This is a genomic window from Parerythrobacter aurantius (assembly GCF_045291475.1).
GTDB classification, from domain to species: Bacteria; Pseudomonadota; Alphaproteobacteria; order Sphingomonadales; family Sphingomonadaceae; genus Parerythrobacter; species Parerythrobacter aurantius.
The window spans coordinates 594849-619527 of the sequence record NZ_CP147985.1 but is presented as its reverse complement, the minus strand read 5'-3'; the positions used below and the strand labels follow the sequence as shown (position 1 = coordinate 619527).

Sequence of the window (24679 nt, the reverse complement as noted above, 5' to 3'; positions counted from 1 at the left end):
AACATTGCTGCGCGCGACGCAACAAGCGCGAAGCGGACTTGCACATATAACAATATCTTTATATGCAATGTGTCATGAAGCTCGAAGCCACCATGCGCGCCCTGGCGGACCAGACCCGGCTGCGGATCATGCAGCTGCTGGGTACCATGGAACTTGCCGTCGGGGAACTCGCGCAGGTGCTGGGGCAAAGCCAGCCGCGTGTTTCGCGCCATGTCGCGATCCTGTGCGATGCGGGCCTCGCCGAGAGGCGGCGCGAGGGTAGCTGGGTCTTCCTGCGTTCGAAGCTGGCCGATGCCGACAGCGGTGCGCTTGGGGGAGCCGTTGCGCGTTTGCTGGTCGCAGCAGAGACCGACGACGAAGAATTCGAGCGTCAGTGCACGCAGGATCGCCGCCATCTTGCTGCTATCCGGCAGGCGCGCGAGGCGGGCGCGGCCGATTGGTTCGCCGCCAATGCCGAAAGCTGGGACGAATTGCGCCGACTGCACACGGCCGACGACGCTGTAGAGCAAGCGCTGACGGAGGTCCTGGGCAGGGCGCCGCTCGGCGAACTGCTCGATATCGGCACCGGCACCGGGCGCATGGCCGAGCTTTTCGGCAGCAGCGCCGACCATATCGTCGCGCTCGACAAGAGTCTTGAAATGCTGCGCGTGGCCCGTGCCAAGCTGCAGCATCTGCCGCCCGACCGGGTCGAACTGGTGCAGGGCGACTTCCTCGGCCTGCCTTTCGCCGATGCCCGCTTCGACATGGTGTTGCTGCACCAGGTGCTGCACTTCACCGCCGAACCGGAGCGCGCGCTGGCCGAAGCGGCCCGCGTGCTGAAGCCGGGGGGACGCATCGCCATTGTCGATTTCGCTGCCCACACGCGCGAGGAACTGCGCGACCGGTTCCAGCATGTCCGGCTCGGTTTCGCCGACAAGCAAATGCGCGAATTGTTGCAGCAGGCGGGTTTCACACCCGCCAAGCCCGTGGCCCTCGACGGCGGCGAGCTGGTGGTAAAGGTCTGGCTCGGCACGCGCAGCACGCAATCTTCCCCCACCCCCATCAAGGAACCGGTCCGATGAGCCCCACGCTCGACCAGATGCGCGAAGCGCGCCGCGCGATCGAAACGCCGCTGTTCTCCGGCCTGCCCGGCGATATTGCGGTCAGCTTCGAATTCTTCCCGCCCAAGAGCGAGAAGATGGAGGCGCAGCTGTGGGACGCGGTGCAGGAACTCGCGCCGCTGGCACCCAGCTTCGTCTCGGTGACCTATGGCGCCGGCGGCTCGACCCGCGAGCGGACCCACAAGACCGTGGCCCGGATCATTGCCGAGGCAGGCATTCCCGCCGCCGCGCACCTCACCTGCGTCGACGCCAGCAAGGCCGAAACCCGCGCCATCGCCGAGGCTTATTGGGAGGCCGGCGTGCGCCATATCGTCGCTTTGCGCGGCGATGCAGGGGAACCGGGCGCTCCCTTCGTGCCGCACCCCGATGGCTTCCTTAACGCCGCGGAGCTGGTTGCGGGGCTGAAGGAAGTGGCCGATTTCGAGATTTCGGTCGCGGCCTATCCCGAGACCCATCCCGATGCGAACTGCCCGCAATCCGATCTCGACAACCTCAAGCGCAAGCTCGATGCCGGGGCGACCCGGGCGATCACCCAGTTCTTCTTTTCCGCCGAGACCTTCTTCGAGTTTCGCGACAAGGCGGCTGCGGCAGGCATAGTTGCACCGATTGTGCCGGGAATCTTGCCCGTCACCAACGTTGCGCAGGCGCGCAAATTTGCCGGCCAGTGCGGTGCGAATATCCCGCAATGGATGGACGGACTGTTCGAAGGGCTCGACGAGCGCCCCGCCGCCCGCCAGCTGGTCGCGGCCACCGTCGCCGCCGAACTGTGCCGCCGCCTCTATGCCGGCGGCGTGCGCGATTTCCACTTCTACACCCTCAATCGCGCCGACCTTGCCTATGCCATCTGCCATATGCTCGGGAAGCGCCCGGCAGGAGCGGCAGCATGAGCGCGCGCGAACAATTGCAGGCCGAAGCCGCCAAGCGCGTGCTGGTGTTCGACGGCGCCTTCGGCACCCAGATCCAGAACCGCAAGCTGGCCGAAGAGGACTATGCCGGCGATCTCGGCCTCGAGGCCGATCAGAAGGGCAACAACGATATCCTCGCGCTGACCCGCCCCGACGTGATCGAGGATATCACCCGCGCCTATCTCGACGCGGGATCGGACGTGGTGTCGACCAACACCTTCTCCGCCAACCGCATCAGCCAAGCCGATTATGCGGCCGAAGCGCTGGTGGGCGACATCAACCGCGCCTCGGGCCGGATTGCGCGCGAGCTGGCCGACCAATACGAGAAGCTGGACGGGCGGCCGCGTTTCGTCGCGGGCGCGATCGGCCCGACCAACAAGACCCTTTCGCTCAGCCCCGATGTCGAGGACCCGGGCTACCGCGAGATCGACTTCGACGAGCTGGCCGATGTCTATCACGAACAGGCCGCCGCACTGGTCGAAGGCGGTGTGGACTTCATCCTGATCGAGACGATCTTCGACACGCTCAATGCCAAGGCCGGGATTTTCGCGGTCCGCAGGCTGGCGCGCGAACTGGGCCGCGACATCCCGCTGATGCTGTCGATGACGCTGACCGATCTTTCGGGCCGCAACCTGTCGGGCCACACGGTCGAGGCGTTCTGGAACGCGGTGCGCCATGCGAAACCGGTGACGATCGGGCTGAATTGCAGCTTCGGGGCGGAACAGCTTCGCCCGCACGTCCAGTTGCTCTCGCGCATCGCCGATACGCTGATCCTCGCCTATCCCAACGCGGGCCTGCCCAACGAATTGGGCGAGTATGACGAGGCGCCCGAGACCACTGCCGGACTGGTGCGGCAGTGGGCCGAGAACGAGCAGGTCAACATCCTCGGCGGGTGCTGCGGCTCCACCCCCGACCATATCGCCCGCATCTCCAGTGCGGTGAGGGATCTCAGCCCCCGCCGCGTACCCAGGGTCGCGCCCGACATGCGCCTTGCCGGGCTCGAACCCTTTACGATTGCAGCCTGACATGACCGACACAGTATCGACCGCCCGTTTTGTCAATATCGGCGAGCGTACCAACGTCACGGGATCGGCGGCGTTCAAGAAGCTGATCATGGCGGACGATTATGCCGCCGCGGTCGAGGTCGCGCGCCAGCAGGTCGAGAACGGGGCGCAGGTAATCGACGTCAACATGGACGAGGGGCTGCTTGATGCGGTCCACGCCATGACGACCTTCCTCAAGCTGATCGCCGCCGAACCCGATATCGCCCGCGTGCCGGTGATGATCGACAGCTCCAAGTGGGAGGTGATCGAAGCGGGCCTGAAATGCGTCAGTGGCAAGCCGATCGTCAATTCGATCAGCATGAAGGAAGGCGAGGAGCCGTTCCTCGAACAAGCGAGGCTGTGCATGGATTACGGCGCGGCCGTGGTCGTGATGGCCTTCGACGAGACCGGGCAGGCCGACACCAGGGCACGCAAGGTCGAGATCTGCCAACGCGCCTATGCCCTGCTGACCGGCATCGGCTTCCCGCCCGAAGATATCATCTTCGATCCCAATATCTTCGCCGTCGCGACGGGCATCGAGGAGCATGACCGCTATGGCCTCGACTTCATCGAGGCGGTGGCGGAGATCAAGGCGACGTGCCCTCATGCGCGTACCAGCGGCGGGCTCTCCAACCTCAGCTTTAGCTTCCGCGGCAACGAGACCGTGCGCCGCGCGATGCATTCGGTGTTCCTCTATCACGCGATCCCCGCCGGGCTCGACATGGCCATCGTCAACGCGGGCCAGCTCGATATCTACGACGATATCGACCCGGCGCTGCGCGAGGCGGCGGAGGATGTGATCCTGATGCGGCGGCCGGACGCGACGGAGCGGCTGATCGCGCTCGCCGAAAGCTACAAGGGCAAGGACGCCAAGGCCGAGAAGGAGGCCGAGGAATGGCGCGGCTGGCCGGTCGAGCGGCGGCTCGAGCATGCGCTGGTCAAGGGTATCGACGCCCATGTGGTCGACGACACCGAGGAAATGCGCGCCCTGACCGAGGAACGCGGCGGCCGTCCGATCGAAGTGATTGAAGGCCCGCTGATGGACGGCATGAACGTCGTCGGCGACCTGTTCGGCAGCGGCAAGATGTTCCTGCCCCAGGTGGTCAAGAGCGCCCGCGTGATGAAGAAGGCGGTGGCGCACCTCATCCCCTTCATCGAGGCGGAGAAGGACCTGCTGCCCGAGGACGAACGCAGGGCCAAGGGCAAGATCATCATGGCGACGGTGAAGGGCGATGTTCACGACATCGGCAAGAACATTGTCGGCGTGGTGCTGCAGTGCAACGGCTACGAGGTAATCGACCTCGGCGTCATGGTGCCGTGGCAGGATATCCTCAAGGCCGCGAACGAGAACGATGCCGACATGATCGGCCTGTCGGGCCTGATCACCCCCTCGCTCGACGAGATGGTGACCGTGGCCGAGGAAATGCAGCGCGCCGGCATGACCATGCCGCTGCTGATCGGCGGGGCGACCACCAGCAAGGTTCACACCGCGCTGCGGATCGACCCGGCCTATGAAGGCCCTGTAATCCACGTGCTCGACGCCAGCCGCGCGGTGGGCGTGGCGAGCCGGCTGCTCAGCGAGACCCAGCGCGACGAGTTCGTCGAAACCACTGCCGCCGATTACCAGCACGTCCGCGATGTCCGCGAAGGCAAGGGGCAGAGCGAGCTCTTCACGCTCGAGGAGGCGCGGGCGAACTATTACGACGCCTATCTCAGCGACAAGGCCGCGCCGCCCGACCAGCCGGGGGTGCATGTGTTCGACGACTGGTCGCTCGCGGACCTGCGCGAATGCATCGACTGGACCCCGTTCTTCCGCGCCTGGGAGCTGCATGGCACCTATCCGCGCATCCTCGACGACGAGGTCGTGGGCGAAAGCGCCCGCAGCCTGTTCGCCGATGCGCAGGCGATGCTCGACCGGATCGTTGGGGAGAAATGGCTGACCGCCCGGGGCGTGTGCGGCTTCTGGCCCTGCGCGCGGGATGGCGACGATGTGACCATCCACCTGCCCGAACAGGAGGAACACGTCGTGCTCCCGTTCCTGCGCCAGCAGGTCAAGAAGAGCCGCGACCGGGCCAATTTCTGCCTTGCCGACTTCATCGACCCCGCGGGCGACTGGATCGGCGGATTTGCGGTCGGCATCCATGGCATCGAGCCGCATTCGGCGCGATTCCTTGCCGACAAGGACGATTATTCGGACATCATGCTAAAGGCGCTGGCCGACCGCTTCGCCGAAGCCTTTGCCGAGCGGCTGCACCAGCATGTCCGCACCACGCTGTGGGGCTACGCACCGGGCGAGCAGCTGACCAACGAGGCGCTGATCAAGGAGCAGTATCGCGGTATCCGCCCGGCGCCGGGCTATCCGGCCTGCCCCGATCACAGCCTCAAGCCGATCCTGTTCGACCTGCTCGACGCGCCCGCCAATGCCGGGCTGACGCTCACCGAAAGCTTTGCCATGTGGCCCACGGCAGCGGTTAGCGGGTTCTACTTCGCCCACCCGGAAAGCCAGTATTTCGGCGTCGCCCGGATCGGCCGCGACCAGCTGGAAGACTATGCCAGGCGGCGCGGAGTCAGCCTCGAGCACGCCGAACGCTGGCTCAGGCCCAATCTCGACTAGGCGTCGCGGCCTTTCAGCTCGTCCAGCCGCTTCAGCAGCGGGGTCACCATCGGGATCGTCAGCATTGTGCTCGCGACTGCCATCAGCAGCAGCGCGGTGAAAGCGGTGTTGGTGATGATGCCCTTGTCGAGCAGGATGTTGGCAAAGATGATCATTATCAGCGCCTTGGTCTGAAGCAGCCAGCCGATCAGGCGGGCCTCGCCCTTGGCCCAGCCGAGGATGCGCCCGGCGATGGCCACCCCGATCAGTTTGCCCGCCACCGCCGCCGCCAGCAGCAGCCCCGCGAGGCCGAACACCACCGCCCCGCCGACTTCCCACTGGGTCCGCAGCCCGGTCGAAAGGAAGAACACCGGCATGATCGTCAGCAGCACGATATTGCGGAACCGGTCCATCGCCTCGTGGCCGAACCATCTGGCGTCGAGAACCGTGCCGGCGAGGAAGGCCCCGACCATGAAATGCATGCCCGACCAGTCCCCGGCGAGGCCGCATAAAGCCAGCCAGATCAGCCCGACCGGCCAGCGGTCTTGCTCGCCCAGCCGCTGCATTAGCCGCCGAATCAGCCACGCCGCCACGGCAAAGCCGATCAGGAAGGCTGCCTGCCGTCCGATCCGCTCCCAATCGAGCAGGATCAGCGCCAGGACCCCCCAGATGGCGATATCGTCAAGGCTGGCATAGCGCAGGATGCGCTGTCCCAGAGGTTGGCGCAGGATTTCGAGCTTCTCCATGAACAGCACCAGGATCGGCAGCGCGGTGACGGCGCAGGCCATCCCTAGGCCCACGATAACCTGCCAGGTCGCTCCTTCAGGGCCCTGCCAGCCGGGCCAGCGTAGGATCAGCATCGCCGCCAGCGATCCCAGTAGCAGGGGCATTCCGAGAGCGAGGCCGGCTGTAATCGAAGTCTCGCGTCGGTGCTTCCACGCCTGCGACAGGTCCAGTTCGATCCCGGCGATCCACACGAACAGCATCACGGCCCACACCGCCACGCCATTGAGCATGCCGATCACTTCGGGCCGGAATACGAAGGCGTAGTAGTCCGGCATGGCCGCGCCCAGCACGCCAGGGCCGAGCAGGATGCCGCCGACGATCTGCACCACGACCAGCGGCGCGAAATAGTCCGTCCGCAGGACCCGCCAGAACAGCCAAGGCAGGGCGAAGATGATCAGCAGTGCGATGAGATAGTATTCGTTGATGGTCATATCGGCCCCGCTCGTAGCCGGGCGGATGAAACATCGCCCGAAACTTGGCAAGGGGGCGGTCGAGCCTGTGCTTGACCTGGCGTCGTCGCGGATAAATATGGCCTGGTGCTGCGTTCTGCCTTCCTTGGACTTTGCATGATGCTGCCAGGCTGTGCCACTGTGCAACCCCCTGCGCCGCCCGCTAGTGTGGCGGTGGCATTCGACCGGACGAAGGCTCGCCCGGTGGTGGTCAAAGGAATGGCCGACCGCGCCACGGGTCGGGCCGTCGAGGCCAACGACCCGGTCCGTATCGCCAGCATTTCCAAGCTCGTCATGGCGCTCGCGGCCCTGCGGCTGGTGGACGAGGGCAAGGTCGAGCTCGATGCCGATGTTTCGACCTATCTGGGCTGGAACTTGCGCGCACCCGGCTATCCAGACCGCCCGGTCACCCTGCGGCAGATCCTGTCGCATCGTGCCGGACTGCGCGACAGGGTTGATTACGTCATCCCGCTGGGCGAAAGCCTGCAACAGCGCCTTGCCGATCCCGCCGCCTGGTATGCCGCTGCCCCGCCGGGCGACGCACCTTTCGAATATGCCAATCTGGGTTCGCCGGTCGTGGCGACGGTGCTGGAGGCAGCGAGCGGCGAGCGCTACGACCGGCTGGTCGAGCGGACCGTGTTCGCGCCGTTGGGCATCAGGGCGTGCCTAAACTGGGTCGGTTGCAGCCAAGACCTCGTGGTCCGCGCGGTGGTGCTCTACCGCGATACCGGCGAGGTGGCACGCGACGATGCGGGCGGCCTGCCGCCCAATTGCACCATTCCGGTCGCCGAAGGTGTCGATTGCTCTCTCGACGGATATGTACCCGGCACCAATGCGTCGGTCTTCTCGCCGCAAGGCGGGGTTCGGATCGGCATGCTCGATCTCGCCCGCATCGGCCAAGCGCTGCTGGCCGGACCCGACGGCGGCCTATTGTCGGAGCGGACCTATCTCGAATGGGTGTCATCGGCGTGGCCGGATATCGGCGGGCAGCAGTTTTTCTGCAGTTACGGCCTCGGTGTACAGCGGATCGAGGCAGGAGGACGTTCGTGCGAGGACCGGCTGTTCGCCGACGGCATTGACCGCATCGGCCATGCGGGCGAGGCCTATGGCCTGCGTTCCGGACTTTGGCTCGACGTGAAATCGGGCACAGGCCTCGCTTATTTCACCACTGCCGTTCCTCCCCGCCAAACCGCCGAGGACGAAGGCGGGTTCGATCCGCGAGAGATCGACCTGGTGGCCCGCGCCATGAAATCCGCCCCCGCGTATTGAGAAAGCGGCGGACCGCGCCGTTCGGTGATTGACCGGCGGGCGAACTTCGACCATGCGAAACCCGTCTTCCGACGGGTGCGAATCCGCCGGACGGACCAGCGGGAGAGACCTTGCCCCCGGGCAGGGCGCCGAAGGAGCAACCGCCCCGGAATCTCTCAGGCCAAAGGACCGCTGGACCGGCTGACACTCTGGAAAGCGTTGCCGCGACTGCGGCGACCACCGAAGGAAGAAGTGCGCAGGCCAATGCCGGTGCATGAAGCTCTCAGGTTTCCCGACAGAGGGGGCGGTGCGGTGTCTCGATTCCGGGATGGCGCTGGTTCGGGGACTGTAATGAGCGATATCGATATCGATTCCGACGACGAAGTGATCGAGCTGGGCAAGCTGCCGCTCGACGCCTGGCATCGTGCGCAAGGTGCGCGGATGGTGCCCTTCGCCGGCTATGAAATGCCGATCCAGTATGAGGGTATTGTTGCCGAGCACGAGTGGACCCGCACCAGCGCGGGCCTGTTCGACGTCAGCCACATGGGGCAGCTGCTGCTGTCCGGTACGGACCTCGATGCTGCGGTTGAGACCGTGCTGCCGATCGACCTTTCGACGTTGAAGCTGGGACAGCAGCGCTACTCGCTGCTGCTTGACGAGGAAGGCGGCGTGCTCGACGACCTGATGGTCTCGCGCTGGCCCGAAGCGCTCTACCTCGTAGTCAACGGCGCGACCAAGTGGGACGATATCGGCCATCTGCGGGAATATTTGCCCGACGAGATCACGCTCAACCACCTCGACGATCAGGCACTGCTGGCGCTGCAAGGGCCCAAGGCCGCCGATGCGCTGGCCCGCCATGCCGAGGGCGAATACCCGCTTTCCGCGCTGACCTTCATGAAGTTCGGCCGCTTCACCATCGCCGGTCACGATGTCACCATCGCCCGCGCAGGCTACACCGGTGAAGACGGGTTCGAGATTTCGCTGCCGGGAGATGCGGCGGCCGAGGTTGCCGACCTGCTGTGCGGCGAACCCGAAGTGAAGCCCATCGGCCTCGGCGCGCGCGATAGCCTCCGGCTCGAAGCGGGCCTGCCGCTCTACGGCCACGACATGTCGCCGGAAACCTCGCCGATCGAAGCCGGTCTCGTGTTCGGCATCAACAAGCGCCGTCGCACCGAAGGCGGCTATCCTGGTGCCGAGCGGATCAACCGCGAGATCGCGGAAGGCACTGCGCGAAAATGGGTCGGCCTCAAGGTCGAAGGCCGCATGCCCGCGCGCGAAGGTGCCGAGGTATTCGTCGGCACCGAGAAGGTCGGCACCGTCACCAGCGGCGGCTTTTCGCCATCGCTTGGGCTTCCCATCGCCATGGCCTATGTCGCGAGCGAGCACGCCGCGCCAGGCACCGCGCTGGAAATCGAAGTCCGCAGCAAGCGTCTCGCCGCCACAGTGGTGCCGACGCCGTTCGTACCCCACCGCTATTATCGAGGGAGCAAGTAGGCATGGCCCGTTATTTCACCGACGAACACGAATGGATCGACCTCGAGGGTGACCTCGCCACGGTCGGCATCACCGACTACGCGCAGGGCCAGCTGGGCGACATCGTCTTCGTCGAACTGCCCGAAGTCGGCACCATGGTCGAGAAAGGCGGCGAGGCGGCCGTGGTCGAAAGCGTCAAGGCCGCGAGCGACGTCTACGCCCCGATTACCGGCGAAGTGATGGAAGCCAATGCCGCGCTCGAGGAAGACCCGGCGCTGGTCAACACCTCGCCCGAAGAGGAAGGCTGGTTCTTCCGCATGACCGTGGCCGACAAGTCCGAGCTCGAAGGGCTGATGGATGCCAAGGCCTACAAGGCGTTCTGCGACGAGCTGTGATTGCATGCTCCCGCCGCCGCGCGGAGCGAAGGAGTTGAAATGCGTTACCTGCCCCTGACCGATGCCGATCGCGGCGACATGCTGGCTACTATCGGCGCTGCATCGATCGATGACCTGTTCGTCGATGTGCCCGAGGAAGCGCGCCTCAGCGGGCCCATCGCCGGCCTGCCGATGCATGCCAGCGAGATGGCGGTCGAGAAGCACATGCGTGCGCTCAGCAAGAAGAACCTTGCGGCGGCCGATGCGCCGTTCTTCCTCGGGGCCGGGGCCTATCGCCACCATGTTCCGGCGACGGTCGACCATATCATCCAGCGGGGCGAGTTCTTGACCGCCTACACGCCCTACCAGCCGGAAATCGCCCAGGGCACGCTGCAGATGCTGTTCGAGTTCCAGACCCAGGTCGCGCGGCTCTATGGCTGCGAGGTCGCCAATGCCTCGATGTACGATGGATCGACCGCGTGCTGGGAAGCGGTGGCGATGGCGAGCCGGGTGACCAGGCGCAACCGCGTGGTCCTGTCGGGCGCGCTCCACCCGCATTACGCCGAGGTCGTCAAGACCATGGCCAAGTTCACCAAGGACGAGATCGCCGATGCGCAGCCCTCGATCCAGCCCGAGGCCGACCTCGAAGGCCTGATCGCGCGGATCGACGACACGACCAGCTGCGTGGTGGTCCAGTATCCCGACATCCTCGGCCGCATTTCGGACCTCTCCGCCGTTGCCGAGGCCGCGCATGCCAAGGGCGCGCTGCTGATCGCCGTCAACACCGAACCGGTTGCGCTGGGCGCGATCAAGAGCCCGGGCGAACTGGGCGCGGACATCGTCGTCGGCGAAGGCCAGTCGATCGGCGTCGGCTTGCAATTCGGCGGGCCGTACCTCGGCCTGTTCGCGGTGCGCGACAAGAAGCACGTCCGCCAGATGCCGGGGCGGCTGTGCGGCGAGACCGTCGATGCCGAGGGCAAGCGCGGCTTCGTGCTCACCCTCTCGACCCGCGAGCAGCACATCCGGCGCGAGAAGGCGACCAGCAACATCTGCACCAACAGCGGTCTGTGTGCACTGGCCTTCAGCGTGCATATGACACTGCTGGGCGAGAAGGGCCTGCGCCAGCTGGCGGCGGAGAACCATCGGCTGGCGTGCCTCACCGCTGATCGTCTTGCGAAGGTGCCCGGCGTGACGGTGCTCAACGCGAACTTCTTCAACGAGTTTACCGTGACGCTGGGGCAGGATGCCCGCGCTGTCGTGCGCAAGCTCGCCGAGCGTGGCGTGCTCGCCGGTGTCTCGCTCGGGCGGCTATTCCCGGGCGTTGACGCACTCGCCAATGCGATGGTCGTCGCCACCACCGAAACCACCACCGAGGAGGATATCGAAGCCCTCGGTGCAGCCCTTGAGGAGGTGCTGGCATGAACGCGCCCGCCAAAACGCCCAACGCATCCGGATGGAAGCCCGAAATGACCCCGGCCAGCGAGGCGGCAGGCCCGGTGACCTCGACGGGCAATCGTGCCCTCATGCTCGAAGAGCCGCTGCTGTTCGAATTCGGCCACGCCGACGAGACCGGCGTCGACCTGCCCGAAATCCAGCCCGGGTCGAACCGGCTTGGCGGGTTCGAGCGGACCGGGACGATCGGCCTCGTCGGCCTGCACGAGCCGGAAGCGGTGCGGCATTACACCCGCCTCAGCCGGCAGAACTATGCCATCGACCTCGGCCTTTTCCCGCTCGGCAGCTGCACCATGAAGCACAACCCGCGCCTAAACGAGAAGGTCGCGCGGATGCCCGGCTTTGCCGACGTCCACCCGCTGCAGCCGGTCTCGACCGTGCAGGGCGCGCTGGAAGTGATGAACGAGCTGGCCCACTGGCTGATCGAGCTGACCGGCATGCATGGCGTCGCGATGAGCCCCAAGGCCGGGGCGCATGGCGAACTGTGCGGCATCCTCTGCATCCGCGCCGCGCTCGAAGCGCGCGGCGATGCGCGCGAAGTCATCCTCGTGCCGGAAAGCGCGCACGGCACTAACCCTGCCACCGCCGCCTTCGCCGGGTACCGCGTAGAGGATATCCCCGCGACGCCGGAAGGCCGCGTCGATCTCGAAGCATTGAAGGCGCGGCTGGGGCCGGACGTGGCCGGGGTGATGATCACCAACCCCAACACCTGCGGCCTGTTCGAGCGCGACCTCAAGGCGATTTCCGACGCGGTCCATGCGGCTGGCGGCTTCGTCTATTGCGACGGGGCGAACTTCAACGCCATCGTCGGCAAGGTGCGCCCGGGCGACCTCGGCGTCGATGCGATGCACATCAACCTGCACAAGACTTTCTCCACTCCGCATGGCGGTGGCGGCCCAGGCTCGGGTCCGGTGGTGTTGTCGGAAGCGCTCAGCCCCTTTGGCCCGCTCCCCTATACCGCGCGGACGAGCGACGGCGTGGTGCATCTGGTCGAGGAAGAGCAAGCCGATGCCTTTGCGCGTGAGCACTTCGGTCGGCCGCTACAGTCGTTCGGCAGGATGACCGCATTCCACGGCCAGATGGGCATGTTCACCCGCGCGCTGACCTATATCCTCAGCCACGGTGCAGATGGCCTGCGGCAGGTAGCCGAAGACGCGGTGCTCAACGCCAACTACATCCTGCGCAGCCTCGAGGACGTGCTCGACGCGCCCTTCGCGGCCAGCGGTCCTTGCATGCATGAGGCGCTGTTCAGCGACAAGGGTTTCGGGAACGGTCTGTCGACGCTGGATCTTGCCAAGGGTATGATCGACGAGGGATACCACCCGATGACGGTCTATTTCCCATTGGTGGTCCACGGCGCGATGCTGGTCGAACCGACCGAGACCGAAAGCAAGGCCGCGCTCGACCAGTTCATCGGCGCCTTCCGCAGCGTCGCCGAGCGCGCGCGGGCAGGGGACGAAAGCCTGAAACAAGCCCCCTACTACGCCCCGCGCCGCCGCCTCGACGAGACCCTGGCAGCGCGCAAGCCGGTGCTGGCGTGGGAGGAAAGCGAGTAGGAGAAGGAAGGCAGGCGGATTTTATTCCGCCGGCCTCTTCTCGTCTTCGTCGAAATCGATCCGGATTCTCGCCTGGTCGATGATCGCGACCCAGAAGCCGAGTACCGCGAGCGCGCTCGCGCCGAGCATGCATAGCGCGGCGCCTTTCAGGCCCTGCCAGCCCATGGCCGTTTCGAGCACCGCGAAAGCGATCGCCATCGGCACTGCGCGGACGACGAAGGCGGTACCGGCGCGGCCGGCGCTCACCAGCAGCGATTCGAGGCTCGCCCCGACCAGTTCGACCGCACCGCCGATGGCGAGGATGACCATGGCCCAGTACACCACCCTGAATTCGTCGCCGGCGATGAGGACCAGCGCCTCGCGGCCGACCAGGATGGCGACGGCGACCGCGACGAAACCCCCGATCAGGGCGATGTTGGCCATCCGGCGGGCAATCGCGAGCGCGCGGTCCTGCGCATGGACCAGTTCGGGATAGATCGCCTTCGAGACGGTCTGGGCCAGTTGCACCAGCGCCTGTCCCAACTGGCTCGCCACACGGAAGCCGCCTGCGAAAGCCTCTCCGCCGATGGCCCCGACCAGCAGGATCATGACCTGCTTGCCGGCAACCTGCAGGCTGCCGAGCGCATTGGTCGAGAAAACGAACCGCCAGGCGCCGGGATTGGCGCGCGGGATAGCAAAGAGGCTGACCTTGCTGAAGTCGAAGGGATGCCCTTTGAGGGCTGCCAACCAGAGCGACAGGGCGACGGCCACCTCGGCTGCGGCCCATGCCAGGATGAATCCTGTCACGGTCGGCAAGTAGAGCCACGCCAGTACCGCCCCCGACACGCGGACCAGCGGCTGGACGGCCTCCGCCGCGGTTGCCCTGCCGTACTGGAACCGGAGGCGCAGCAGCCCTGTCGGGGTCGAGCGGATGGAGAACAGCGAAACGACGCAGTATCCGAAGGCCAGCCAAAGGAGATCCTCGGGCAAGGGCAGCCACAGGGGCGCGCTGAGTACCAGCAGCGCGGCTCCAGCCGTTCCGACAAGCGCCGAGATAAAGTCCAACGCGACTGCGAACCCTGCTGCGCGGGCCGGGCCGTTCTCCCCTGCACCCCAGCGGACCACGAACTGCCATGTCTGGAAATTGACCAGGCCGGTCACGGTCTGGCCCAGTGCCACGATGATGGCAAAGTGTCCGAACCCCGCGAGCCCGAGCGACCTTGTGGCCAGCGCAAGATATAACAGGCTCAGCACCGCGTTGAGGCCGCGCCCGCCGAGCAGCCAGCCCATATTCTGGAATATCCGTCGCACGGTCAGCCTCCCGCGCCGGGCGCCGGACGGCTGCCGGGCTTGATCGGGGCGGCACGCTTGGTCATGGGGCGGCTTCCTATCCGAAGTTTGCCGAGAGGCAAGCGCGGGATTTGCTGCCAGAGACAAACTGCGAGGGGCCATGCGCATCGTTTTCAGTCGCAAGGGGTTCGACAGCGCTGCAGGTGGCGGTGCCTCCCCCATTGCCGGGGGGCGGCCCGTCAGCCTGCCGATTCCCAGCGGTGGATGGTCGCGCACCAGCTATGCAGACCTGGGTCTCGGCGAATTGGTAGAAGAGGCGAGCAGGGGCAAGATCGGCCGCGACGATTTCTGTCACCACGACCCGATGTTCCTGCCTGACGGCACATGCCTTTTCGGACAATGCGGTGCTGCCCAGACCCATCTCCGCAATCGCGGGGTCGACAAGGGTGATGTCTTCCTCTTCTTCGGCCTCTTCCGCGAGGAGGAAACGGGCGAAAGACATCACCGGATATTCGGCTACCTGCGCATAAGCGATCGTATCGACCTGGCCGCCAGCCCTGCCGGGGTCGTGGCGTCGCTCGCAGGCATGGGGCACCCCCACGCGCTTGGCCTGCACGCCGGCAATGACGCGATCTGGGTCGGCGAGGGTCGGACGGCTTCCCGTGCCCTGCCGGACTTGCGCCTGACGGTGCCCGGTGGGCCTGCAGGCGTGTGGCACAGGCCTCAATGGCTGCGACATGGCGGACTCAGTTACCACGACCGGCGGGAGCGGTGGCTGACCGGAAATCGGCTGCGCAGCGTATCGCGCGGGCAGGAATTCGTCGCCGATATTGGCCGGCGCCGCGCTCCGAGACTATGGGCGGACCACATCATCGATCTGATTTGCGACCAAACGGGGGAAAGATCGGGCAAATGATCGTTTTATACTGTCTTTCGTCTATCGGATTAGCTACACCGGATATCGCATCGCGGCTGCCTCGCGCCCTTCAGGTCGCCCACCCCAAGCGCTGTTGCAGTCGCGGTGCAACCTCCGGCGATATTACCGCAACATCTTGATGATGGCGGAGAAATCCAGCCCGCCGTTCCCCGCGCCATTGAAATCTTCATAGAGTGCAGTTGCTCTCGCGCCCATCGGTGCGGCGGCGCCGGAAGTCTCGGCGGCGTCCATTGCCAGCCGCAAGTCTTTCAGCATCAGAGCCGTGGCGAAACCGCCCTGGTAGTCGTTGTCCGACGGGCTTTGCGGGCCGACGCCGGGGACGGGGCAATAACTCGTCATCGACCAGCACTGGCCCGAGCTGACGGACGAGATGTCGTAAAACGTCTGCGGGTCGAGCCCCAGCTTCTGCGCCATGGCAAAGGCTTCGCAAGTGCCGATCATGTGGATGCCAAGCAGCATGTTGTTGCAGATCTTGGCCGCTTGCCCATTGCCTGCGGCCCCGGCGTGGATCACTGCCTTGCCCATCGCTTCGAGAATCGGCTGCGCCCGTCCGAAAGCTTCCTCGGTGCCGCCGACCATGAAAGTCAGCGTGCCGCCATTGGCTGCGGCAATCCCGCCGCTGACAGGGGCGTCGACCATGTCATATCCTGCAGCTTCCGCCGCGGCGATCACCTCGCGCGCTGTGGCGACATCGATGGTCGAACAGTCGAGCAGGATTGCGCCGGCAGGGGCGTGTCCAATCACTTCGATAGTATAGACGCCTTTTACGATCTGGCCGTTGGGCAACATGGAAACAACAGCATCCACGCCCTGCACCACCTCTTTGGCGCTGCCGAAGGTGGTGCAGCCGGCTTCCCGCGCATGGGCGATGGCGGTGTCGCTGAGGTCAAAGGCCTGCACCTCATGCCCCGCCTTCACCAGGTTCGCGGCCATCCCGCCACCCATATTGCCTAGGCCGATAAAGGCGATCTTCATGTCAGCGCCCCTTCCAGTTGCCTTCGCGCTTCTCGATGAAGGCGGCCATGCCCTCCGCCTTGTCCTCGCTGGCGGTGAGGATCTGGAACAGGCGGCGTTCGTGGAGCAGGCCCTGGTCGAGGTTCATCTCGTAGGCTGCATTGACCATTTCCTTGTTGGCGATGGCGGCCATCGGAGGCATCGCGGCGATGAGGGCAGCGGTCTTCTTGGCTTCGGTCATCAGTTCGGCATGGGGCACGACGCGGGCGACGAGGTTGCTGCGCTCAGCCTCTTCCGCACCCATCATCCGGCCAGTCAGGCACATTTCCATCGCCTTGGCCTTGCCCACGGCGCGGGTCAGGCGCTGGCTCCCGCCCATGCCGGGGGCGACCCCAAGCTTGATTTCGGGCTGGCCGAACTTGGCATTGTCGCTGGCGATGATGAAGTCCGCCATCATGGCGAGCTCGCACCCGCCGCCCAGCGCAAAGCCGTTGACGGCGGCGATCCACGGCTTGCGCGTGGTCTTGACCAGATGGCTGGTCCAGCGTGCGAAGAAATCCTGCAGGAAGAAATCGGCGGCTGCCTTGTCTGCCATCTCCTTGATGTCGGCCCCGGCGGCGAACGCCTTGTCGCCCGCCCCGGTAAGGATCGCGCAGCGCTGACTGTCGTCTGCCTGGTAGGCGGCGAAGGCGTCAATCAGCTCTTCCAGCACCACGCTCGACAGCGCATTCAGCGCCTGCGGGCGGTTGAGCGTGATGACGGTGACGGCACCGTCGGTTTCGGTGAGGATGGTTTCGTAGGTCACAGGGGCTTCCATTCTTCGTCGGCAGTCAAGGGCGCGAAAATGCTGTCGAGCAATTCGTCGGTGACGCCTTCGGGGGTCGCCGGGTCCCATTTGGGGTCGCCGGTCTTGTCGACGATCACAGCGCGGACGCCCTCGGCGAAATCGGGCCGGGTCAGCACGCGCGATGCGATGCGGTATTCCATCCGCATGTTGTCGGCAAAGTCGGCCATCTGCGCGCTTTCCGCCAGTTGGCGCAGCGCAACCTTGCAGGTCTGGGGGCTCTTGGTGCCGAGCGTGTCGCGTTCCTTCATCGCCCAGTCGCTGTCGTCGGCTTCCAGGGAAGCGAGAATATCCTCGTAGCGGTCCGAGGCGAAATGCTTGCGGATCAGTTCGGCATTGCCTTCGATCCGTGCCTTGGGCGGGGTGCCGACGGGTTCCGAGAGAATGCCGGCGATGCGATCGGGATGCTCGACGATGCGCGCCTTGATCTCGGCCAGCATCTCGCTCGGCACGTAGTGCGTCGCAAGGCCAGTCCAGAGGCACTCGGCCCCGTCGAGCCGTGCGCCGGTCAGCGCTAGGAACTGCCCCAGTCGCCCGCCGAGGCGGGAAAGATACCAGCCGCCACCGACATCGGGGAACAGGCCGATGCCTGTCTCCGGCATGGCGAAGCGGGTGTTCTCGGTCGCGACGCGGAACTTGCAGGGCTGCGAAATGCCTACCCCGCCGCCCATAGTGATGCCGTCCATGAAAGCCACGATCGGCTTGGCATAGGTGAACATCTGGTGGTTGAGCTGGTATTCGTCGTGGAAGAACCTGCGCCCGCTCACGCCGCCGTCATTGAGCGCCGAATTGCGCAGGAAGGCGATGTCGCCCCCGGCGCAGAAGCCGCGCCCTTCGGAATGGTCGAGGATGACCGCTTCGACTTCGTCGTCGTCCGCCCAGGCCGTCAGTGCCGCGCTCATGACGTGGCACATTTCCAGCGTCAGCGCATGGAGCGCCTTGGGCCGGTTGAGGCTGATGTGGCCGACCCGGCCATAGGTAGAGATGAGGACGTCGTCGGTCATTGGGTTATCTCAGATCGCAATAGGGTCACCGCTTTCGGAGGAAGCCATTTCCAAGCTACGGCCCAGTAGGTCATGACGCATGCAAACACGATGGGTAACAGATAAATGGAGTAGCCGAAGTTCTGCCAGCTAAAGGGAAGTTCGGTGAAAAGCGCAGCCATGGCGACGCCAAGCCCGAGACCAGCAAACGCGAAAATCTTCCAGTCACCGCGCTTGCAGAATTCCGTAAAGCCAATGACAGGCAATGCGATAGGTAAAGCGTAAACCGCCGCCCCAGATGCTAACAGGCTCGTAGACAGAAGTGTCTCACTCGCAGTAATGGCAAATGAAAAGCCATCGATTGCAGCACCATAAGCGAACACTAGCAGTGGTGCGACAAGGGCGGCGCAGGCGTAGGCAAAGAGGATCGTCAGCACCCTCATTGGCGCAGCAGGTCCCGGCCGACGATCATCCGCATCACCTGGTTGGTGCCTTCGAGGATCGAATGGACGCGAAGGTCGCGCCAGAAACGCTCGATCGGGTAATCCTTGAGATAGCCGTAGCCGCCGAACAGTTGCAGCGCGTCGTTGACGATCTTGCTGCCGCTGTCGGTCGCCAGCCGCTTGGCCATGGCGGAAAAGCGGCTCTTGTCCGGCGCGTTGTCGGTCACCTTGGCCGCCGCCAGATAGAGCAGGGCGCGCGCCGCTTCGAGCTCGGTGGCCATGTCTGCCAGCATGAACTGGGTGTTCTGGAATTCGGCCACCGGCTGGCCGAACTGCTGGCGTTCCTTGGTGTACTTGATTGCCTCGTCTAGGCACCGCTGTGCCCCGCCGAGCGAACATGCCCCGATGTTGAGCCGCCCGCCGTCAAGCCCCATCATGGCGAAGCGAAAACCTTCGCCTTCATCGCCGACCCGGTTGGCGACGGGCACCCGCGCGTCCTCGAAGATCAGCTGCGCGGTGGGCGAGGCGTTCCAGCCGAGCTTCTTCTCCGGCGCGCCGAAGCTGACGCCCGGCGTGTCCTTGTCGACCACCAGGCAGGTGATGCCCTTGCTCTTGTGGTCGCCGGTGCGGACCATGCAGACATAGACGTCGTTGACGCCGCTGCCCGAGATGAACTGCTTGGTGCCGTTGAGCACATAGTGATCGCCATCAAGCTTTGCGCTGGTCTTGAGCGCCGCCGCGTCGGAGCCGCTCCCCGGCTCGGTCAGTGCATAGCTGGCGATCTTTTCCATGGTGACGAGATCGGGCAGGAACTTCGCCTTGACCTCGGCGCCGCCGAACCGGTCGATCATCCACGCGGCCATGTTGTGGATCGAGATAAAGGCGCTGGTCGCCGGGCAGCCATAGGCCATCGCCTCCATGATCAGCGCCGCCTCGAGCCGGCCGAGGCCGATCCCGCCGCTTTCCTCGGAAACGTAGATCGCGCCGAAGCCGAGCTCGGCGCTGCGCTTGATTACATCGCGCGGGAAATGGTGCTTCTCGTCCCACTCGGCGGCAAAGGGGGTGATGGCATCTGCGGTAAACCGCTGCGCCATCTCCTGGATCGCGAGCTGATCGTCGGTGAGCTGGAATTGTCCGGTCATAGGACGCGCTCTAGCGCCGCGAAAAGGGCGAGGGAAGGGGCGGCAGCCTCACCCCGAAACGATTGCTTCGGCCTCGATTTCGACTTTCCATTCCGGTCGGCAAAGCCACGCCACGCCTAGCATTGTTGCGGCCGGTGCGGCCTCGCCGAAAAACCGGGCGTGGACCGCGCCCACGGCATCCTGGTCGGCCGGGTCGGTCAGGAGCATCCGGGTTCGCACGACATCGGACGCCTTGCCGCCGAGTTGTTCGATGGCGCGAACGATCAATGTGCAGCAGCGGATGGCCTGATCGGCGGCATCGCCCGGAGTGGTGGTTCCGTCATCTTCTATCGGCCCGGTTCCGGCGACCGCGATACGGTCCCCGATGCGGACCGCTCTGGAAAAGCCGAATTGCGCCTCGAACGGCGAGCCGGAAGTCGCCCGCTGCCGCATGATTTACCCGCAAACTACGGAAACAATCTTCATCGCCCTGTCGTACGAGACCCTTACGCGGTCGGGGCGATAATCCATGGTCACGGCCATATCGGGGCCGACCCACTGGAAAATGCCCGCACCAGTCGCCGCGGCGATTTGTTCGCCAACGGCCTTTGAGGTCAATTGTCCGACAAACTCCTGTGCAGCATCTGCAGAGCAAGTGCGCCCTTCACCCGCCATGCGCTCGGCCGGTTGCCCGGGCTCGGCTACGGGAGCGCAGGCTACTGCGAAGATTGTTACAGGAACAAGCGCCAGAGCCTTCATTCATTCCTCCATCAACCGCAGCGTTTGCGCCGCATGGCCTGCCCGGCACCATAACCGCTTTGCTCGCTCGCTTCGAGGAATTTCCCGCCTTCCACCAGAGACATGCGGAACCGTTCCTCCCACTTTTCGCCTTCGCCTTCCATGGAGAGGTTGAGGATCACGGTGTTTTCGTCGGGCTGATCGAAACCGTTCACCACCCCGGTCGATTCGTAGAATTGCACGCTGTTGGTGCCGACACGGATGCGCAGGTCGGAATCGGCGCTGCAATTGCCATCGACGAAATCCCAGCTGCCCTGAAACCTGGCCGGAACCGGCCTGGGTGCACCCAGCTTCGCCATCGGCGCCTTGGGGCCCGGGTTGAGCGAACTGGTCGGCGTGGCGTCGGGGGCAAGCGGCTGGCCTGTCCCGATCCGGTCGGCGAAATCATCCGCAGTCTCCTGCGGTTCGGGCTCGGACGAACAGGCGGCGAGAGCCACCAGGCAGGCGGCGAACAGGAAGTGGCGACCCATCGTCAGTTACCCCATCGTCGGAATGACAAAGGCGTTGCTACCATCGCCCCCGCCATCGGGCCAGCGCTGGGTGACCTTCTTGGTCTTGGTCCAGAAGCGCAGGCCTTCCATGCCGTACTGGTCGATATCGCCGAAGCCCGAACGCTTCCAGCCGCCGAAGCTGTGGTAGGCGACCGGCACCGGGATCGGCACATTGATCCCGACCATGCCGACGTTGACGCGGCTGGCGAATTCGCGCGCAGCGTGGCCGTTACGGGTGAAGATCGCGACTCCGTTGCCGTACTGGTGCGCACTGGGCAGGCGCAGCGCCTCCTCGAAGTCGTGCGCCCGGACGATCTGGAGCACGGGGCCGAAGATCTCTTCCTTGTAGCTTTCCATGTCGGGCGTGACCCGGTCGATCAGGGTCGGGCCGATGAAGAAGCCCTTCTCGTGACCCTGCAGGGTAAAGCCGCGCCCGTCGATGACGATCTCGCCGCCTTCGGCCTCGGCTGTGGTAATCCACTGTTCGACCCGCGCCTTGTGTTCGGGCGTGACGACGGGGCCATAATGCGCGTCCTTGTCGGTGCTGACGCCGACTCGCAGCGCGTGGATCGCCGGGATCAGCTTTTCGCGCAGGCGGTTGGCGGTGTCGTCGCCGACCGGGACGACCACCGGCAGGGCCATGCAGCGCTCGCCTGCCGAACCGAAGGCAGCCCCGGCCAGGTCGTTCACCACCTGGTCCAGATCGGCGTCGGGCATCACCACGCCGTGGTTCTTGGCCCCGCCGAAAGCCTGCACCCGCTTCGCATTCGCCGTTCCGCGCGAATAGATATACTGCGCGATATCGCTCGAACCGACGAAGCTGATCGCAGCGATATCGGGATGGTCGAGGATCGCATCGACCATTTCCTTGTCACCGTGTACGACCTGCAGCAGCCCTTCGGGCGCGCCGGCCTCGAGGAACAGTTCGGCCAGCAGTATCGGAACGGAGGGGTCACGCTCGCTGGGCTTGAGGATGAAGGCATTGCCGGCCGCGATTGCCATGCCGAACATCCACATCGGGATCATCGCAGGGAAGTTGAACGGGGTGATCCCCGCGCCGATGCCGAGCGGCTGGCGCATCGAATAGACGTCGATGCCCGGCCCTGCGCCCTGGGTGTACTCGCCCTTCAGCGCCTGGGGGATGCCGCAAGCGAACTCGATCACCTCCAGCCCGCGCTGGATATCGCCATGCGCGTCGTCGACGACCTTGCCGTGCTCGCTGGACAGCAGCTCTGCCAGTTCCTGCTTGTGCGTTTCGACCAGCCGCTTGAATTCGAACATGACCCGGGCCCGCTTTTGCGGGTTGGTCGCGGCCCATTCGGGCTGGACCTTCTTCGCGGTCTCGACTGCCCGCGCCAGCAATGCCGCATCGCCGAGCGCGACCTCGGCCTGCACTTCACCCGTCGACGGGTTCCAGATGCTGTGCTTGCGGGCCGGCGCCGGGCTGTCGCCCACAATGAAATGATCGACCTGGCGCATGAAACTTCCTCTCCACGGTATTGCAATATGCGGCGCGCTCTAGCTGGGAGCGCGCGTGAATCCAATGGTGGAGAGTGGCCCGGTCGATCCTTGCCACTCGCCCCGCCGGCGCGGGTGGCGAACCGGTCAGAAAGCGAACTCGATGCCGATGATCGGCGCATGTCCCACGGTGTCGGGGCGCCCGTCGCGAATGTCCTGCTGGCGCAGATATGCGGCACTCAGGGTGAAATTGTCGTTGAGGTCGTAGCTGAAACCGACCTGGGTGCGCAGGCCCGTCAGCCCGTCATCGCCGCCGACACTATTGCTTCGCAGCGTAAGGAAAAGTTCCGCGTCGCTCTTGAAAGCCCACTTGCCGTCCGCGTCGAGCGGGACCGATACACCGAGGCGTGGGCGCAGGCGCAGACCCATGCGGTCGGCATCGTCGACGAATCGCTGTTCGAGGCGCAGCCTCGTGCGCAGGATGCCGTGCCGGGTCGACAACTGCTGGATGAGGCGCGTCTCGTCGTCGCCGCCGTCGTTGATGCGCTGCTCGACCGCACCGCTCAGGGTGACATTGTCGGCCACCTCTTGGTTGACCCACAGGCGGGCGAAATAGGTGTCGGCCCGCCCGTCGCCCGCATCGCGAAACCGCTGGGCCGTTTCAATTTCGATCCCGGTATCGTTGTCGAGGTCGAAGCTGATCGACGGGTTGAACCACAGCTCCGCACCGTCGTCGCTGGCATGGGCGGCGGCGGGCAGGGCAAGGACGGCCGTTGCGGCAAGGGCTAGGCGAAGACGAAGCATGGGCGGGAACTCCGGGAGGAACCTACGGGAAATGCGAAAGGCATCGCACGCTTTGTGCGTGCGATGCCCTTCATGTTGCGACGGTATCAGAAGCGGTACGACAGGCCCGCGCTGACGACCCAGGGGTCGAGATCGTGCTCGCTTTGCAGCGCCACGGCCTGTCCGGCGCGGAAGGTCGCGGTCGTGCCGACGAAGTAACGCTTGGCGTCGAGCGAGAGGCCGAGACCGCGGTCATTCAGCGCGAAGTCGACCCCGCCCTGAAGCAGGAAACCGAACTCGTCGGACAGGTCGACATCGGTCGCGCCCAGCGCAGCTGCATCGGCGCCCACTTCTTCGGAGAAGATCATGAAGTAAGTCGCACCCGCACCGAGATAGGGCTTCACGCCCCCGCCCAGATTGAAGTGGTACTTCGCGGTGACGCTGGCGGGCAGGATGATCGCATCGTCGATCAGCTCGGCCCCTGCGAGCGCACCGGCACCACGCACATCATGCGGGGTGACACAGCAGATCGTCTCAAGCGAGAGGCTGGGAGAGAGGAAGTATTCGATAGCGACGGTCGGCACCACGGAATCGGATGCTTCGGTCTGCGAGCCGGCGGGCAGGCCGATCTGGTCGGTGACGACATCGGTGATGGCGCCGTCCGGCAGCACGCCGGTCACGAAACCCTTGATCTGGATGTCGCCGGCTTCCTGGGCTGCGGCCGGGGTTGCAAACGGCAGCGCTGCGGCAGCACAGAGGATGAGGGCACGAGTTTTGAACATCGGGAGGGGGTCCTGTTGGTGGCCCGTTCAGGCGCGCGATATGCGCGCCTGAAGGGCTCGGTCTGGTTTCGGATAATGGGGGTTGGCCCGGATCGCCCGTCCTTCAGGGGAGGGGAGGGAGATGAATTCCGGAGCGATCCGGGGCCGAGGGGGTCAGGTCAGCCCGCCTTGTAGGGCAGGGACGAGTGGTGCAGGACGATGCGCAGGTTGCCGTCCGGGCCGCGCACGTAGCCCCAGGTCTTGTCGACCATGGTCATGGCACCCTTGCTGTCCCACATGCTGACATTGCCGGTCGCCATGGCCGAGGTGCCGGTGATCGCAATGGTCATGTTGCTCGCCTCGCACTTGCGCCAGCCCTTCAGGGCGAAGCCGGTGTCGGTCGGGAAGGCCTTGTCGCCGCCGACGAAGTAGGCGAGCGCGCCGTCATAGGTGGTGCGGAAGGTCTGCGGGGCGACCGTCAGGGTCGGCTTGAACAGCACCGGACCCATGTCATAGGCATAGGCCCCGTCGAGGACCTGCTTGGCCAGTGCCTTGGCAGCAGGCTGGCCCTTGGTGTCGTTTTCGGTCGCAATGGCGACGAGCGCGTTGCACCAGGCGGTCTGAGCGGCTTCGACTTCGGCCTTGGTGATCGGCGCATAGGTTGCCGTCTTTGCGGTCGCAGCAGCCGAGTGGTCGTCAGCGAGCGCGGGGGTAGCGAGAGCGGCAAGCGGAAGCGCAGCGGCAAGGCCGAGGGCCTTGGTACGGAAAGTCGTCATGGTTCGTCTCCTTCATATAGGCCCCGGAAATTCGCCGGTGTGGCCGGGTTCGGAACGACGGATATCGTCCTGATGCAGGCCA

The 24679-nt window shown here is 65.2% G+C and carries 23 protein-coding genes, 1 pseudogene and 1 riboswitch; of the genes and pseudogenes, 10 read left to right on the top strand and 14 right to left on the bottom strand.

Going from position 1 to position 24679, the window contains the following annotated elements; genetic code table 11:
* Positions 1-74 precede the first annotated feature (74 nt).
* Genes WAB17_RS03085 through metH form a run of 4 tightly spaced genes read left to right on the top strand, consistent with a single transcriptional unit; the run spans position 75 to position 5662 of the window.
* Positions 75-1061: an ArsR/SmtB family transcription factor gene (locus WAB17_RS03085; RefSeq protein WP_435418571.1), complete on the top strand. Its 987-nt coding sequence runs from the start codon at positions 75-77 to the stop codon at positions 1059-1061.
* Positions 1058-1987, top strand: a complete 930-nt coding sequence (metF, locus tag WAB17_RS03080; RefSeq protein ID WP_435418570.1) for a methylenetetrahydrofolate reductase [NAD(P)H] — start codon at positions 1058-1060, stop codon at positions 1985-1987. Before WAB17_RS03085 ends, metF begins: the two co-directional genes overlap by 4 nt.
* Positions 1984-3030: a homocysteine S-methyltransferase family protein gene (locus tag WAB17_RS03075; RefSeq protein ID WP_435418569.1), complete on the top strand. Its 1047-nt coding sequence runs from the start codon at positions 1984-1986 to the stop codon at positions 3028-3030. Before metF ends, WAB17_RS03075 begins: the two co-directional genes overlap by 4 nt.
* Position 3031: 1 nt before the next feature.
* On the top strand, positions 3032-5662 hold the full coding sequence (gene metH, locus WAB17_RS03070; RefSeq protein WP_435418568.1) for a methionine synthase: 2631 nt from the start codon (positions 3032-3034) through the stop codon (positions 5660-5662).
* Here the strand turns inward: metH and WAB17_RS03065 are convergent.
* A complete protein-coding gene (locus WAB17_RS03065) occupies positions 5659-6858 on the bottom strand; it encodes a cation:proton antiporter (RefSeq protein ID WP_435418567.1) in 1200 nt (399 codons plus the stop codon). The genes metH and WAB17_RS03065 overlap by 4 nt on opposite strands.
* Positions 6859-7044: 186 nt before the next feature.
* On the opposite strand from WAB17_RS03065, the gene WAB17_RS03060 reads away from it, so the two are divergent.
* The 5 genes from WAB17_RS03060 to gcvPB all read left to right on the top strand — a co-directional run bounded on the left by WAB17_RS03060 (position 7045) and on the right by gcvPB (position 12979).
* Positions 7045-8145, top strand: a complete 1101-nt coding sequence (locus WAB17_RS03060) for a serine hydrolase domain-containing protein (protein WP_435418566.1) — start codon at positions 7045-7047, stop codon at positions 8143-8145.
* Positions 8146-8234: 89 nt separating this feature from the next.
* Positions 8235-8326: riboswitch (glycine riboswitch) on the top strand.
* 149 nt (positions 8327-8475) lie between these two features.
* The gene (gene gcvT, locus WAB17_RS03055) at positions 8476-9618 is read left to right on the top strand and encodes a glycine cleavage system aminomethyltransferase GcvT (protein ID WP_435418565.1); all 1143 of its coding nucleotides are present in this window, start codon (positions 8476-8478) and stop codon (positions 9616-9618) included.
* Positions 9619-9620: 2 nt separating this feature from the next.
* Complete coding sequence (gene gcvH, locus WAB17_RS03050) at positions 9621-9992, top strand: glycine cleavage system protein GcvH (RefSeq protein WP_435418564.1); 372 nt, start codon at positions 9621-9623, stop codon at positions 9990-9992.
* A gap of 39 nt (positions 9993-10031) precedes the next feature.
* A complete protein-coding gene (gcvPA, locus tag WAB17_RS03045) occupies positions 10032-11393 on the top strand; it encodes an aminomethyl-transferring glycine dehydrogenase subunit GcvPA (protein WP_435418563.1) in 1362 nt (453 codons plus the stop codon).
* Positions 11390-12979, top strand: coding sequence for an aminomethyl-transferring glycine dehydrogenase subunit GcvPB (gene gcvPB, locus WAB17_RS03040; protein ID WP_435418562.1), 1590 nt, complete (start codon positions 11390-11392; stop codon positions 12977-12979). The genes gcvPA and gcvPB overlap by 4 nt, the downstream gene beginning before the upstream one ends.
* A gap of 21 nt (positions 12980-13000) precedes the next feature.
* Here gcvPB and WAB17_RS03035 read toward each other — a convergent pair whose 3' ends face one another.
* Positions 13001-14269 carry a lipopolysaccharide biosynthesis protein gene (locus WAB17_RS03035; protein WP_435418561.1) on the bottom strand — a complete coding sequence of 423 codons (1269 nt, stop codon included), beginning with the start codon at positions 14267-14269 and terminating at the stop codon, positions 13001-13003.
* Positions 14270-14408: 139 nt separating this feature from the next.
* Between WAB17_RS03035 and WAB17_RS03030 the strand changes: the two genes are divergently transcribed.
* Positions 14409-15164, top strand: coding sequence for a hypothetical protein (locus WAB17_RS03030; protein WP_435418560.1), 756 nt, complete (start codon positions 14409-14411; stop codon positions 15162-15164).
* A gap of 123 nt (positions 15165-15287) precedes the next feature.
* On the opposite strand, the pseudogene mmsB reads toward WAB17_RS03030, so the two are convergent.
* The 12 genes and pseudogenes from mmsB to WAB17_RS02970 all read right to left on the bottom strand — a co-directional run.
* Positions 15288-16166: pseudogene (gene mmsB, locus WAB17_RS03025) on the bottom strand (3-hydroxyisobutyrate dehydrogenase); the annotation flags it as partial.
* On the bottom strand, positions 16162-16944 hold the full coding sequence (locus WAB17_RS03020; protein ID WP_435418559.1) for an enoyl-CoA hydratase-related protein: 783 nt from the start codon (positions 16942-16944) through the stop codon (positions 16162-16164). The pseudogene mmsB and the gene WAB17_RS03020, both read right to left, overlap by 5 nt.
* Positions 16941-17987, bottom strand: coding sequence for an enoyl-CoA hydratase/isomerase family protein (locus WAB17_RS03015; RefSeq protein WP_435418558.1), 1047 nt, complete (start codon positions 17985-17987; stop codon positions 16941-16943). Before WAB17_RS03015 ends, WAB17_RS03020 begins: the two co-directional genes overlap by 4 nt.
* Positions 17984-18409 (bottom strand): hypothetical protein, encoded by a 426-nt coding sequence (locus WAB17_RS03010; RefSeq protein ID WP_435418557.1) that lies wholly within the window; start codon positions 18407-18409, stop codon positions 17984-17986. Before WAB17_RS03010 ends, WAB17_RS03015 begins: the two co-directional genes overlap by 4 nt.
* Positions 18406-19551 carry an acyl-CoA dehydrogenase family protein gene (locus tag WAB17_RS03005; RefSeq protein ID WP_435418556.1) on the bottom strand — a complete coding sequence of 382 codons (1146 nt, stop codon included), beginning with the start codon at positions 19549-19551 and terminating at the stop codon, positions 18406-18408. The genes WAB17_RS03010 and WAB17_RS03005 overlap by 4 nt, the downstream gene beginning before the upstream one ends.
* Before the next feature lie 48 nt (positions 19552-19599).
* Positions 19600-19983: a RidA family protein gene (locus tag WAB17_RS03000; protein WP_435418555.1), complete on the bottom strand. Its 384-nt coding sequence runs from the start codon at positions 19981-19983 to the stop codon at positions 19600-19602.
* Between the two features lie 3 nt (positions 19984-19986).
* A complete protein-coding gene (locus WAB17_RS02995) occupies positions 19987-20289 on the bottom strand; it encodes an I78 family peptidase inhibitor (RefSeq protein WP_435418554.1) in 303 nt (100 codons plus the stop codon).
* Between the two features lie 11 nt (positions 20290-20300).
* Positions 20301-20798, bottom strand: a complete 498-nt coding sequence (locus tag WAB17_RS02990; protein WP_435418553.1) for a hypothetical protein — start codon at positions 20796-20798, stop codon at positions 20301-20303.
* A 6-nt stretch (positions 20799-20804) separates the two neighbouring features.
* Positions 20805-22298, bottom strand: a complete 1494-nt coding sequence (locus WAB17_RS02985) for a CoA-acylating methylmalonate-semialdehyde dehydrogenase (protein WP_435418552.1) — start codon at positions 22296-22298, stop codon at positions 20805-20807.
* Between the two features lie 126 nt (positions 22299-22424).
* Positions 22425-23081, bottom strand: a complete 657-nt coding sequence (locus WAB17_RS02980) for a DUF2490 domain-containing protein (protein ID WP_435418551.1) — start codon at positions 23079-23081, stop codon at positions 22425-22427.
* A gap of 86 nt (positions 23082-23167) precedes the next feature.
* Positions 23168-23842, bottom strand: coding sequence for an OmpW/AlkL family protein (locus tag WAB17_RS02975; RefSeq protein ID WP_435418550.1), 675 nt, complete (start codon positions 23840-23842; stop codon positions 23168-23170).
* Positions 23843-24000: 158 nt separating this feature from the next.
* The gene (locus WAB17_RS02970; protein ID WP_435418549.1) at positions 24001-24597 is read right to left on the bottom strand and encodes a phosphoribosyl-AMP cyclohydrolase; all 597 of its coding nucleotides are present in this window, start codon (positions 24595-24597) and stop codon (positions 24001-24003) included.
* Positions 24598-24679: the final 82 nt, after the last annotated feature.